Source organism: Paraglaciecola sp. (assembly GCF_039942875.1).
Classification (GTDB): domain Bacteria; phylum Pseudomonadota; class Gammaproteobacteria; order Enterobacterales; family Alteromonadaceae; genus Paraglaciecola.
In genome coordinates this window covers 125,218-138,049 of the sequence record NZ_JBDVBQ010000022.1, presented here as the reverse complement: position 1 = coordinate 138,049, position 12,832 = coordinate 125,218, and the positions used below count along the sequence as shown (strand labels likewise).

The window sequence follows — 12,832 nt, the reverse complement described above, 5'->3', positions numbered from 1 at the left end:
ATTAATCACTTTTAAGACCCTTACTCAATAATTCTGGTTGTAATTCAACCTTCTGTAAAAATTTAGCAATTTGCCCAATGTTGCCAGCCCCTTGAGTCAGCACTATGTCTTGGTCATCTAGGGTTTCAGCTAACAATATCGGTAACTCTTGAATGTCAGATATATAAATAGGCTCTACTTCACCGCGCTTGCGAATCGAGCGACATAAGGCACGGCTATCAGCTCCATCAATAGGCTCTTCTCCAGCGGAATACACCTCAAGTAATAACAATACATCAACCTTTGATAACACTTTTACAAAGTCTTCGTACAAATCTCTGGTACGGGTATATCTATGGGGTTGGTAGGCCATCACCAAACGCCTGTCAGGCCAATTATTTCTAACAACCTCTATGGTAGCTGCAACTTCTGTGGGGTGATGTCCATAATCGTCAACCAATATAGCTTGACCTTTACTCGTCTGGTAGTCCCCTAATAACTCAAAGCGACGGCCAATACCCGAGAAACCTCCTAAAGCCGAGACAATGGACTCATCGTCAATGTTTTCATCACTTGCTACTGCAATGGCAGCCAAAGAGTTTAAGACATTATGATGCCCTGGAATGTTCACTGTAACTCGTAAATTAGCCTTACCTTTACGTACCACATCAAAACTACTTTGGTTAAACCCCAGTTCGATATTAATGGCGCGAACATCAACCTGCTCAGAAACACCATAAGTTAGGTACTTTCTACCAACCCTAGGTAACAAAGCTTGGATAACTGGGTCGTCACCACACAATACTGCCAAGCCATAAAAAGGTAAGTTGTGCAAGAAATCGATATAGGTATCCTGCATCTTTTGGAAATCACCGTGATACGTTTCCATGTGATCGGCTTCGATATTGGTAACTACTGAAACCATGGGCTGTAAATGTACAAAAGACGCATCACTTTCATCAGCCTCAGCAATTAGGTATTTACTTGCCCCTAATCTGGCGTTAGTTCCCGCACTATTTAGCAGGCCACCAATCACAAAGGTTGGGTCTAGCTTAGCTTCTGCAAATATGGTTGAAATTAAACTAGTAGTAGTAGTTTTACCGTGTGTACCGGCAACCGCCACACCATATCGAAACCGCATTAATTCTGCCAACATTTCAGCACGTCGAATGACCGGGATCCGTTTAGCAGTCGCTCCAATGATTTCTGGGTTAGTGGGGTCAATGGCACTCGATACCACGACTACATTGGCAGTTGCCACATTGGCTTCTGCATGTCCAAAATAAATCGTTGCACCTAACTCTTGTAACCTTTCGGTCATACCGTTAGCTTGCCTGTCTGAGCCTGAAATGTTGTAGCCTTCGTTTAGCAAAACTTCAGCAATCCCACCCATACCAGCTCCACCTATTCCAATGAAGTGAATATTTTTGATCCTGCGCATCTCTGGCACTTGATAATGGATGGGGCTATTTATATTCATGCTGCTTGCTCACTTAATTCAATACAAAAATGTGCAACTTTTTCTGCAGCATCTAAGTGGGCCGTTGCTTTTGCATTTTTGCCCATTGCTAATAAGGTTTCTGGTAAATTCTGTGAAGACTTTATAATTTCTTTTAACCCTTCTGGTGTTAACTGTTTCTGAGGTAATAAGTAGGCTGCATTAGCGTCTACTAATACCTGTGCGTTCTTTGTTTGATGGTCGTCAACAGCATGAGGTAAAGGAACAAATACTGAGGGTACACCTGCGGCCGCAACCTCTGCTACCGTTAACGCCCCAGCGCGGCAAATAACCAGATCAGCCCACTGATATGCTTGTGCCATATCACCGATAAATTCACTCAATTGGTAACACGCTTCATCACTAACATACTGTTTGTAGCTTTGCTGTACTGTATGCAAGTGACCTTTTCCAGTTTGATGGCGTACATTGATATTAGTTAAATCTTTTATAGCGAGAGGCACAGTTTCATTTAAAACTTGTGCGCCTAAACTGCCACCCACAACTAGTAAATTTAAGGGCATCTGAATAACGTCTTTAACAGGTATCGCCGAAAACTCAGCTCTAACAGGATTACCTACCCAGCTAAACTTAGAGTTAGTCGGCAGCTGCTTAGGAAAAGTGCGATCAAATCCAGTTAGTACTAGCGTGGCAATTTTTGACAACAGCTTGTTAGTTAAACCCGGCACCGCATTTTGCTCATGGAGCACAAGGGGCAAGCGGTTAAGCCAAGCTGCAACACCACCCGGGCCACTAGCAAAGCCACCTAGACCAATCACCACATCAGGTTTGAAGGTCCTGATCACTTTATGAGACTGCCAAATTGACTTAATAATTTTAAATGGCGCCATAAGTAAGGTGACTAGACCATTGTTACGTACACCAACTACGTCAATAAAGCTGATTGAAAAACCTGCCTTAGGTACTAAGTTAGCTTCCATCCGAGTACTGGTACCTAGCCAGTGAATATCCCAACCTTTTGCTGCTAACTCTGAAGCCACCGCTAAACCCGGAAATACGTGCCCCCCGGTGCCACCAGCCATCACTAACAATTTCTTAGTCATGTTTGGCACCTCCATCGAAATAAGGCGCAGACACTTCTACATCTTCAATTACATCGGTTACTTCTTGCTTAGCTTGCTTGATACGTGTTCGTTTTTGAGCTTTGGCTTTCTTACCTTTATTGAGAGCTTGAATACCATCTACTCGCATTTCAAAATCAATACGCAACAACAGAGCCGTAGCGATAGACATAATAATCATACTCGAACCGCCATAGCTAAATAATGGAAAGGTTAAACCTTTGGTAGGTAAAATTCCGGCGCTAGCACCAACGTTAACAGCAGTTTGCAAACTGAACCAAATACCGATTGAATAAGCCAAGTAACCTTCAAAAGGTCTTTCTTTACCCAGAGCCAAATGGCCAATGCGCATAGCTTTCATTACTATGCAAAACATAATAACCAATACTGATAACACCCCGGCAAAGCCAAGTTCTTCAGCCAAAATAGCCATGATAAAATCGTTATAAGCTTCTGGAAGATACTCTAATTTTTGTAAACTATTGCCTAACCCTTGACCGAATATATCACCCCGTCCATAAGCCATAAGTGATTGGGTAAGCTGATAACCACTACCAAATGGATCCGCCCAAGGATCTAAAAATGAAGTAATACGTTTAATGCGATACTCTTCAGCATATACCAGAGAAACAACAGCTAAAACTCCTGCAATCGCTAAACTAAAGAATTGCCAGAGTTTGGCTCCTGCTAAAAATAATAAACCAATAGTTGTGAATAGCATGACAACCACTGTACCTAAATCAGGTTGAGCCAATAGCAGTACGGCTAGTACAAAAAACACCGCTAAAGGCTTCAAAAAACCTTTGACACTTTCTGTCACGTCTTCATGCCTGCGGACTAAATAACCAGCCAAATAACAAAAGAAATACAATTTAGCAGGCTCAGCTGCTTGAATAGTAATGGGCCCTACCACCAACCATCGAGTAGAACCATTAATGGTTCTACCAACAGCTAAAACTGCAATTAATAAAATTATCGCAGATAATAATAACCAAACATTACTCATACTCCACCAACGCATAGGAATTTGCATAACTATCATGGCAGCAATCATGGCTAGTACGATATAGATAGAGTGACGGATTGCGATGTGAAATGGATTATGAAAAATACGTTCAGCAGCAGGCATAGACGCAGACGTAACCACCACTAAACCAATGGACATAAGAGCAATAGCTAATAGCAATAAAGTTAAGTCGTAAGGCCTAAACTTATCTTGGGGCTGGGTAGCATCGTGTTTTTGGGTAAACAACTGTCTAAGGCTACTAAGGTTATTGTCAATTACGGTACTCACTTTGCTAATTCCTTCACGGCATTAGCAAAACAATCGCCACGTTGCTGATAACTCACAAACATATCTAAACTAGCGCATGCAGGGGATAAGAGAACAGTATCACCAGAGTTTGCCAACTTAGCAGCTTGTTGCACAGCCTGTTGAATACTGGTCACAGAATAACTAGCCGATTTAGCAGATCTAATCTGTTTACCGTCTTTACCTAAGGTAATGAGTGCATCAACTGACTCACCTATACATTCGTTTAAAGGCGTAAAATCAGCCCCCTTCCCTTCGCCTCCTGCAATCAGAATTAACTGACCTTTTACGTCAGACATTAAGCCTTTGATGGCCGCTAAGGTTGCTCCAACATTTGTGGCTTTAGAATCATTAATCCATCTAATATCTTTGACCAAAGAAACCGTTTGGCAACGATGAGGCAGGCCACCAAACTCTCTAGCTCCCTGCTTAATATACTCATCTTCAATACCCGTTACTTTAGCTAATGCAGCAGCAGCCTGAATGTTCAACATATTGTGGTCACCCACCAACAAACAGCTTTGAGCATCTAAGTAAGCTAATTGATTCAACAAAATACGGTTGTGTTGTTTATCCCAAGAAAAGCCATTGGAACTGTTCGACGTTCCAAACGTAAGAGCTGGCTTGGAGTTTATCGGATATGACAAGATATCATCACGGTTACATACGATATTTGTAGCGTGCTGATAAATACTTAGCTTAATGGTTTGATAAGCTTCTAAATCACCATGCCTGTCTAAATGGTCTTCACTTATATTTAAAACCGTTGCCGCTAATGGCGCTAACGAGTAGGTAGTCTCAAGCTGAAAACTCGATATTTCTAAAACAATGATATCGGCAGGTTTTTCCAGCAAATCTAAAACGGGAATGCCGATATTGCCACCCATTAAGACTTTTTTGCCGGCAGCTTTACACATCTCAACTACGAGGTGTGTAACCGTAGACTTGCCATTTGAGCCTGTTATGGCAATAACTGGCGTTTCATTAAACTGTGCAAACAGTTCAATATCACCAATTACTTGAACACCAGATTGAATTGCGTTTTGAATAACAGGTAAGTGCAAATCTATACCTGGACTCAATACGATTAAATCAGCCTTATTTAAACGACTACCGTCAAATGGCCCTAAAAACAGAGGCACGTCTAGCTTTAAAGCCAACTCGCTGCGACTATCCATGGCAGTGACTTTCGCCCCCTTAGCTTTTAAAAAGCGCACGCAAGATAGGCCCGTCAGGCCCATCCCTACGACAACAATTTTTTTATTAGCTAAGTTTAGTTTAGTCACTTTTTGGACAATCCTTTAACGTAATTTCAAGGTTGCAAGCCCTATTAGGACCAGGATTAAAGACACAATCCAAAAGCGCACTATCACTCTTGGCTCTGGCCAACCTTTCAATTCAAAGTGATGATGAATGGGTGCCATTCTAAATATACGTTTACCTCGCAATTTAAATGACCCCACTTGTAAGATTACCGATAGGGTTTCAATAACAAAAATACCACCCATGATAATAAATACGATTTCCTGTCTAACTAATACAGCCAGCACTCCTAAAGTTGCGCCCAATGATAATGAACCTACATCTCCCATAAATACTTGTGCTGGGTAAGTGTTAAACCATAAGAAACCTAATCCCGCTCCAACAATGGCTGTACATACAATGACAAGTTCACTCGTCAGCGGTAAATGAGGAATATTTAAGTAAGCTGAAAAGTTAATATGTCCGGTGGCATAGGCAAAAATGGCAAAGGCCCCTGCCACTAAAATAACGGGCACAATCGCTAAGCCATCTAACCCATCTGTTAGGTTCACTGCATTACTGAAACCTACTAACACAAAATAGGTAGTGACTAAGAAAAAGAGACCCATTTGCGGCATAACTTCTTTGAAAAATGGCACCAAGAGTGCGGTTTCAGCAGGGTTTTGCTGGCTAGAATACAAGTAAAATGCCACCACAATAGCGATAGCTGACTGCCAAAAGTATTTCCAACGAGCAATTAACCCCCTAGAGTCTTTACGTATTACTTTACGATAGTCATCTACAAACCCTATTATGCCGTAACTCACCACCACAAACAGCGTTACCCAAACATATCTATTAGTCAGGTCTGCCCACAATAAGACACTGGATACAATGGCAGCCAAAATCAACAGACCACCCATAGTGGGCGTACCAGACTTAGCTAAATGGGATTCAGGTCCATCATCTCTAATGGTTTGACCAATCTGCATATTTTGCAACCACTTAATCATCTTAGGGCCAATAATTACCGCGATCAGTAAAGCCGTTAAGGTGCTTAAAATCGCTCTCAAGGTCACATAAGAAAACACTCTAAAAGCACTATCAAATTGCTGTAGCCAATCGGCTAACCACATCAACATGCAATTCGCTCCCTAATTCTTTCAAGCTTTCCCAAGGGGGATACCTCCAACGCCGCTACAACTAATTCCATTTTTGCGCTTCTTGATCCTTTAACTAAAATACTGATATCACATTTTTCTATGGAGACATTTTCACTAATGTATGCAACTAATGACTCTAAAGTCCTAAAATGCTTACCTTGACCAGCAAACACGTCACTAGCAGATTGGCTTAACACACCTAGGCTAAATAACTGATCTATACCTTTTTCTTTAGCGTATTCACCAACTTTCTCATGATAATAACGAGCTTTTTCACCTAACTCCCCCATGTCACCTAAGATAAGTATTTTTCTACCTGCAAAACTCGATAACAAATCAATACCAGCATTCACCGAGGCAACATTTGCGTTGTAGGTATCATCTAAAATTTTCACCTGATTAGTCAGTTGTTTAACATGTAAGCGCCCTGCAACATGGGCCATAGTCCTTAAACCTTCGCGAATATCTTCTAAACTAGCACCTACGTTTAACGCCATTGCCGCAGCGACTAATGCATTACTGACATTGTGAATCCCAGGAATAGACAAAGTAATATCTCTACGCCCTTGAGGTGTCACTAATTCAAACTGAGCGCAGCCATCAAGATCCAAGATAATATCTTCTGCATAAATATCGGCTGGCTTTTCAATACCGAAGGTTTGAACCTTGTTGTATTTCAACTTCCCTAACCAAAAATCGGCAAATTGGCTATCGGCGTTTACAACGGCGAGGCCATCGTCTGATAAGCCTTTAAATATTTCACTTTTCGCTCTGGCTACGCCGAGTAAGCTGCCAAAACCTTCTAAGTGAGCTGCAGCTGCGTTAACTATTGTAGCGACATCGGGCTTCACTAATTTGGTGGTATAGGCAATCTCACCTAAATGATTAGCACCCATTTCAATAACGGCAAATTCGTGATCTGCCTCTAATCTAAGCAGTGTCATAGGCACGCCTAAATCATTGTTAAAATTACCTTTTGTAGCTAAAACCTTGCCTTTACGAGAAAGTATGGATGCCACCATTTCTTTCACAGTCGTTTTACCACTGCTACCTGTAATACCTACGGTTTTAGGTGATACCTCTACTTTCACAGCAGCGCCCAAATCGCCAAGGGATAGGCTAGTATCTTCAACTAAAATGTAAGGTAGCGAGGTTTCAACATGTTTCGATATGATTAAGGCTGTCGCCCCTTTTTGTTCTGCTTGTTCGATAAATTTATGGCCATCAAAATTAGGGCCTTCAAGGGCCACAAACAAATCACCAGTTTGAATACTTCTGGTATCAGTGCTTACACCATCAATGACTAAATCTTGATTGCTTAAATCAACTAGTTGCCCATTAACTTTGTCTGCAACCCATGACAGTGAAACCGGGATCATATTATTTTGCCTTTCTGAAATTGTGAAACGAAATACCGCTCATCGTAAGGTACTGTGTTATTGCCAATCACTTGATAATTCTCATGGCCCTTACCTGCCACTAAAACCATGTCATCACTAGAAGTATGGGAATATGCTTTTTGAATCGCGGTTTTGCGATCATGCTCCACTAAGATATTTTGAGGTTTAACGCACCCAGCTAGGATATCGTTGATGATCTGCTCTGGATTTTCGCTGCGAACGTTGTCATCGGTTAAAATTACCTGATCTGCTAAGGTCTCAGCTATTTCTCCCATTAAAGGCCGTTTACCCGTATCTCTGTCTCCACCAGCACCAAATACACACCAAAGCCTGCCTTTACAATGTTGCCTAGATGCAATCAATGCTTTTTCAAGTGCATCTGGGCTATGGGCGTAATCAACGACTATACTGGCTTTACCTACTCGGCTATAGACTTCCATTCTGCCTGCAACGGGTTTTATCTTTTGAGCAAGGTAAGCGATCTGTTTCATGCTTTTACCCAAACATAACTGACTACAAATTGCTGCTAATACATTAGATACATTGAATCCCCCTAACAGGGATAAACGTAGTTCACAGTTACCCCATGAGGAATACACTGTCATGCGAATACCATCAGAGGTAAAACTTAAATTATTTGCGACGCAGTATTGATACCCTTCAGGGATAGATGCAGTACTAACGTTTTGTCCAAACAGGACGACTGAAACATCACTTGAAACTTCTAACAACCAATTTTTATGTTCAGGGTCGTTCATATTAACCACGGCATATCGCAACTGTGGTTGTGATAACAAAACTCTTTTCGCCGCAGCGTACTCAGACATAGAACCATGATAATCAAGGTGATCTCGGCTTAAATTAGTAAAGATAGCTATGTCAGTTTTAATGGCACAGATACGATGCTGTATTAAGGCATGTGATGATGCCTCTAAGGCAACTTGTGATACGCCATCACCTACGAATCCTGCCAACAGACTCTGCATACTAATCGCATCTGGGGTTGTATTAGCCGTTGTCTTAAGTTCATTTTGTAATGAGCTTGTATAAACACCCGACCCTAAAGTACCAATGGATGCGCTGCGTTCGCCCATTAGGTCAGCCAATTGATTAATAAGTTGTACTGTCGACGTTTTACCATTGGTACCCGTTACAGCAATGACAGACATGGAATTGGCAGGATATTGATAGAAACATGCGGCCACTTCAGATAATTTTTCTGATAATTGATAGAAGGACACTATGACAGTTTGCTCACGCATTTCGGTATGGCCATGCATGGCTTGATCTTCACATTGAGCCAAAATCACTTTAGCGCCTAAACTAATTGCTTGAGGAATAAAGTCACGTCCGTCTTGGGTATAACCTTTAACTGCAACAAAAGCCTTATGTATCTCGACTTTACGGCTATCTAATACTAATTCACCTACCCATAAGTCTGGTGCGTCAATACCAAAGTTAGCCAGTAGCGGCTTAATACTCTGGTCAAAAGCTGTATGAAATTGCGTATCAATACTTACCATATCAGCCTTCATTAGCGGCCTCCATGGCACTTTGGCCTTGAGATGCAACAGTCAAAGAAGGCACACTTTTGTTATCTGGGGGAACATTCAACATTTGTAAACTAGCAGCCATTACCTTAGAGAAAACAGGGGCAGCTGTGTGCCCGGCATAATATAATTCGCCCTTAGGTTCGTTAATTAAAATCACTACAGCCAATTGCGGGTTAGATACAGGTGCGACACCAGCAAAAATATTAACGTACTCTTCTCCGTAACCATTGCTCACAGCTTTACGGCTGGTACCTGTTTTACCTGCAACACGGTAGCCTGGTACTTGTGCTTTTTCAGCTGAGCCGCCTTTTTGAACCACGCTTTCCATCATGTTTAAAACTTGCTTAGTAGCGTGTTCACTTAACACTCGCTCAGAATCTACCGGCGTATCAGTTTTAACTATACTCAGTGGGCGCTTAATGCCGCCATCGCCTAAAATGCTATACATTCTAGCTAGCTGTAATGCGGTAACTGAAATACCATAACCGAAAGATAGTGTAGATAATTCGAAGTCAGACCAACGGTTCCTTTCATTAAATATACCGTTGCTCTCACCAAGTAAGTTAGCCCCGCTATCACTCATTAACCCAACATTGTAATAAGTATCTAATAAAAACTCCTTGGGTACGGATAGTGCTAATTTGGAGGTTCCCATATTGCTAGATTTTCGAATGATATCTGTTAAATTAATTTCACCATAATTACGAGCATCCCTAACAATATTGCCTCCTAAGTGCATCCAACCTGGAGATGTATCTATCATTGAATCAGCTTCAACCGCACCGAACTCTAAGGCACTAAGTACAGCCAAAGGTTTGATTGATGAGCCGGGCTCGTAAGCATCAGTTACTGCTCGATTACGAATACGATGTGCTGATACCCCAAAACGATTATTAGGATTAAATGAGGGACTATTAACTAAAGCTAAAATTTCTCCTGTGTTGACATCAATCACCACAGCCGAACCTGAAGTCGCTTTGTAATATTGAACCGCTTGTTTCAGCTCTTTGTAGGTAATCGCTTGAATCCGTTGGTCTATTGTTAATTGAATATCTTGAGCGGCTTCGCCCTCTTTAAATTCAATCAACTCAACCATACGACCTTTGCCATCTCGGCGAATTTTACGGCTGCCGCGAGAACCCGCTAGCCATTTGTCATATAGTTTTTCAACACCTTCAATGCCAGTATCATCTACATTAGTGAAGCCAACAACATGAGCTGACACCTCACCACTTGGATAATAGCGTCTAGACTCATCACGTAAATAAATGCCGGCCAACTCTAGTTGCTCAACATAGTCAGCCATTGCAGGTGACACTTGACGCTGTACGTACACAAAACGTTTACTGGGATCAGCAATCTTACTTTTTAAAGAATCTACATTCTGCCCCAAAACATCAGCAAGTGCTTGCCAGCGTTTAGCTTGCTGCTTGTTAAAACCTCCAAGGTCAAACTCTGGATCATCTTCAGCAGCTTTTTGAGCCTCAAGTTGAGCCTCATGAATGGCTTTAGGATCTGCCCAAATGGCTCTAACGGGCACACTTACAGCTAATTGCTGACCATTTCTGTCGGTGATTAAACCTCTATGTAATGGGTTATCTTTGGTTCGTAGAGTGCGGTTATCGCCCCGTTTAATCAATAAATCGGGAGAGACCACTTGAATATAAACGGCTCTAGCACTCAAACCAACAAACACCAATAAAATAGCCCCGAGCACAACCACATAACGCCAATGCAGCAGAGCTGGCATAGCGTTTATCTTAGCTTGATTAGCTTTTTTATTATTACGGGTGTTGGCTTTAGCTCGGCTCATTTGATCCTCACCACCACTTCTTGACTAGGCTTTGGACGATGCATATTCAATTGCTTTTTAACCAAGGCTTCAATGCGGTTATGTTCAGTCAAAGCACTCTGTTCTAATACCAAGTGACGCCACTCAACATCCAATTGATCTTTCTCTTGCATCAGACGCTCAATGGCAATAGACATCTGCCTATTATGATGGGCGCTCAGGATGACTAAGGCAGCACTAACCATCACCGCTAGAAACAACAAAACCCGCACTGGATGGCGGGCTAAATCAGCAACAACAAAACTAAGGAGATTAAAGTTTGTTTTGGCACTGGTCATAATTTTTCAGCCACCCTTAACACTGAGCTCCTAGCTCTAACATTAACCCCCAATTCTTGAGGGGAAGGTTTAGTTGCTTTACCAACGGTTTTCATGGCTTTAGATGCGTCTATTTCAGACTGCATAATCGGCATACCATGGGGTACATTTAAGCCCCTACTTTGCTCCCGCATAAAACGCTTAACTAATCTATCTTCTAATGAATGAAAACTAATAACCGCTAATCTGCCCTTAGGCGCTAAAGTAGTCAGAGCAGCTTTAAGGCCAGTTTTAATTTCATCCAACTCACTGTTTACATAAATACGGATACCTTGAAACGCACGGGTCGCAGGATGTTTAAATTTGTCTTTGACAGGTACAGCTTCATCGATAATTTGTGCCAATTGAGCGGTATCGGTGATAGGCGTGACGGCACGGGTATTCACAATGGCATGGGCTATGCGTTTACCAAACTTTTCTTCACCAAACTCTTTTATAACTTGGGTAATATCTTGCTCATCTGCTATGGCTAGCCACTGTGCAGCGCTCATACCTTTACTCGTATCCATGCGCATATCTAGGGGGCCTTTACGCATAAAACTAAAACCGCGTTCAGCATCATCTAACTGGGGGGAAGACACCCCTAAGTCCATCAAAATACCGTTTATTTTACCTACTAGGCCTAACTCTTCTGCTACCTCTTGTAATTCAGAAAACGCTCTGTGATGAATAGAAAATCTAGGGTCGTCTGCAAATTGCTTAGCCGCTTCAATAGCAGTTAGGTCACGATCAATAGCGATCAAGCGACCTTTATCAGATAGTGCAGCAAGAATTTGTCGTGAATGTCCACCACGACCAAATGTGGCATCCAAATAGATGCCGTCAGGTTGGATAGCCAAACCATCGATAGATTCGTTCAGGAGAACTGACAGATGGGAGAAGTCATTATCCATTAAAGAGAAAAATCCTGTAGTCGTTCAGTCAGTTCAAAATTGCCTTCTTGTTCGGTAACAACATCTAAAGTGATTTGTTGTTGCCACACCTCAGCGTCCCAAATTTCAAATTTATTAAATTGTCCAACTAACATAATTTGTTTATCTAATTTTGCATGCTGCCTTAATGGTGCATTCAGCAAAAAACGACCGTTTTTGTCCATGTCACCTTCACTTGCATTACCAAGTAACATACGTTGCATGCGGCGTTCATGGGGGTTCATACTAGACAAGCGACTTAACTTTAGTTCGATTTCTTCCCACTCTGGAAGGGGGTAAAGCAATAAACATGGCTGTTGGGTATCGATAGTGCATACTAGTTGCCCCTGACAATCATCCAGCAAAGACTGGCGATACTTTGTGGGTATCGTTACACGTCCTTTTATATCTAGATTGATTGCACTGGCGCCGCGAAACATTGTCTAACCTTTGTCTTTATCTATCGAAAATTAATCGGTGCAAGTGACTATCAACACATTCGTAAGAATTTTGTTGTTTCTAG

The 12,832-nt window shown here is 41.8% G+C and carries 11 protein-coding genes; all 11 read right to left on the bottom strand.

What is annotated here, in order from left to right:
• Position 1: 1 nt before the first annotated feature.
• From murC to mraZ, 11 genes are read right to left on the bottom strand one after another with little or no spacing between them, the layout of a single operon-like run.
• A complete protein-coding gene (gene murC / locus ABJE44_RS06005; RefSeq protein ID WP_348113187.1) occupies positions 2 to 1,459 on the bottom strand; it encodes a UDP-N-acetylmuramate--L-alanine ligase in 1,458 nt (485 codons plus the stop codon).
• Positions 1,456 to 2,541: an undecaprenyldiphospho-muramoylpentapeptide beta-N-acetylglucosaminyltransferase gene (gene murG, locus ABJE44_RS06000; protein ID WP_348113188.1), complete on the bottom strand. Its 1,086-nt coding sequence runs from the start codon at positions 2,539 to 2,541 to the stop codon at positions 1,456 to 1,458. The genes murC and murG overlap by 4 nt, the downstream gene beginning before the upstream one ends.
• Positions 2,534 to 3,853, bottom strand: a complete 1,320-nt coding sequence (gene ftsW / locus ABJE44_RS05995; RefSeq protein ID WP_348113189.1) for a cell division protein FtsW — start codon at positions 3,851 to 3,853, stop codon at positions 2,534 to 2,536. Before ftsW ends, murG begins: the two co-directional genes overlap by 8 nt.
• The gene (gene murD / locus ABJE44_RS05990; RefSeq protein WP_348113190.1) at positions 3,850 to 5,157 is read right to left on the bottom strand and encodes a UDP-N-acetylmuramoyl-L-alanine--D-glutamate ligase; all 1,308 of its coding nucleotides are present in this window, start codon (positions 5,155 to 5,157) and stop codon (positions 3,850 to 3,852) included. Before murD ends, ftsW begins: the two co-directional genes overlap by 4 nt.
• Positions 5,158 to 5,172: 15 nt before the next feature.
• The gene (gene mraY / locus ABJE44_RS05985) at positions 5,173 to 6,255 is read right to left on the bottom strand and encodes a phospho-N-acetylmuramoyl-pentapeptide-transferase (protein ID WP_348113191.1); all 1,083 of its coding nucleotides are present in this window, start codon (positions 6,253 to 6,255) and stop codon (positions 5,173 to 5,175) included.
• On the bottom strand, positions 6,249 to 7,655 hold the full coding sequence (gene murF, locus ABJE44_RS05980) for a UDP-N-acetylmuramoyl-tripeptide--D-alanyl-D-alanine ligase (protein WP_348113192.1): 1,407 nt from the start codon (positions 7,653 to 7,655) through the stop codon (positions 6,249 to 6,251). The genes mraY and murF overlap by 7 nt, the downstream gene beginning before the upstream one ends.
• On the bottom strand, positions 7,652 to 9,211 hold the full coding sequence (murE, locus tag ABJE44_RS05975) for a UDP-N-acetylmuramoyl-L-alanyl-D-glutamate--2,6-diaminopimelate ligase (protein ID WP_348113193.1): 1,560 nt from the start codon (positions 9,209 to 9,211) through the stop codon (positions 7,652 to 7,654). The genes murF and murE overlap by 4 nt, the downstream gene beginning before the upstream one ends.
• A complete protein-coding gene (locus ABJE44_RS05970) occupies positions 9,201 to 11,042 on the bottom strand; it encodes a penicillin-binding transpeptidase domain-containing protein (protein WP_348113194.1) in 1,842 nt (613 codons plus the stop codon). Before ABJE44_RS05970 ends, murE begins: the two co-directional genes overlap by 11 nt.
• Positions 11,039 to 11,359 carry a cell division protein FtsL gene (gene ftsL, locus ABJE44_RS05965; RefSeq protein WP_133470103.1) on the bottom strand — a complete coding sequence of 107 codons (321 nt, stop codon included), beginning with the start codon at positions 11,357 to 11,359 and terminating at the stop codon, positions 11,039 to 11,041. Before ftsL ends, ABJE44_RS05970 begins: the two co-directional genes overlap by 4 nt.
• Positions 11,356 to 12,291, bottom strand: coding sequence for a 16S rRNA (cytosine(1402)-N(4))-methyltransferase RsmH (rsmH, locus tag ABJE44_RS05960; RefSeq protein ID WP_348113195.1), 936 nt, complete (start codon positions 12,289 to 12,291; stop codon positions 11,356 to 11,358). Before rsmH ends, ftsL begins: the two co-directional genes overlap by 4 nt.
• Positions 12,291 to 12,749 carry a division/cell wall cluster transcriptional repressor MraZ gene (mraZ, locus tag ABJE44_RS05955; protein WP_348113196.1) on the bottom strand — a complete coding sequence of 153 codons (459 nt, stop codon included), beginning with the start codon at positions 12,747 to 12,749 and terminating at the stop codon, positions 12,291 to 12,293. The genes rsmH and mraZ overlap by 1 nt, the downstream gene beginning before the upstream one ends.
• Positions 12,750 to 12,832 lie beyond the last annotated feature (83 nt).

What these genes read in the sequence shown, in the direction of transcription:
- murE (WP_348113193.1), bottom strand. Translation starts at nt 9,211, where the DNA reads ATGAAGGCTGATATGGTAAGTATTGATACGCAATTTCATACAGCTTTT.
- ftsL (WP_133470103.1), bottom strand. Translation starts at nt 11,359, where the DNA reads ATGACCAGTGCCAAAACAAACTTTAATCTCCTTAGTTTTGTTGTTGCT.
- rsmH (WP_348113195.1), bottom strand. Translation starts at nt 12,291, where the DNA reads ATGGATAATGACTTCTCCCATCTGTCAGTTCTCCTGAACGAATCTATC.
- mraY (WP_348113191.1), bottom strand. Translation starts at nt 6,255, where the DNA reads ATGTTGATGTGGTTAGCCGATTGGCTACAGCAATTTGATAGTGCTTTT.
- ABJE44_RS05970 (WP_348113194.1), bottom strand. Translation starts at nt 11,042, where the DNA reads ATGAGCCGAGCTAAAGCCAACACCCGTAATAATAAAAAAGCTAATCAA.
- murC (WP_348113187.1), bottom strand. Translation starts at nt 1,459, where the DNA reads ATGAATATAAATAGCCCCATCCATTATCAAGTGCCAGAGATGCGCAGG.
- mraZ (WP_348113196.1), bottom strand. Translation starts at nt 12,749, where the DNA reads ATGTTTCGCGGCGCCAGTGCAATCAATCTAGATATAAAAGGACGTGTA.
- murG (WP_348113188.1), bottom strand. Translation starts at nt 2,541, where the DNA reads ATGACTAAGAAATTGTTAGTGATGGCTGGTGGCACCGGGGGGCACGTA.
- murF (WP_348113192.1), bottom strand. Translation starts at nt 7,655, where the DNA reads ATGATCCCGGTTTCACTGTCATGGGTTGCAGACAAAGTTAATGGGCAA.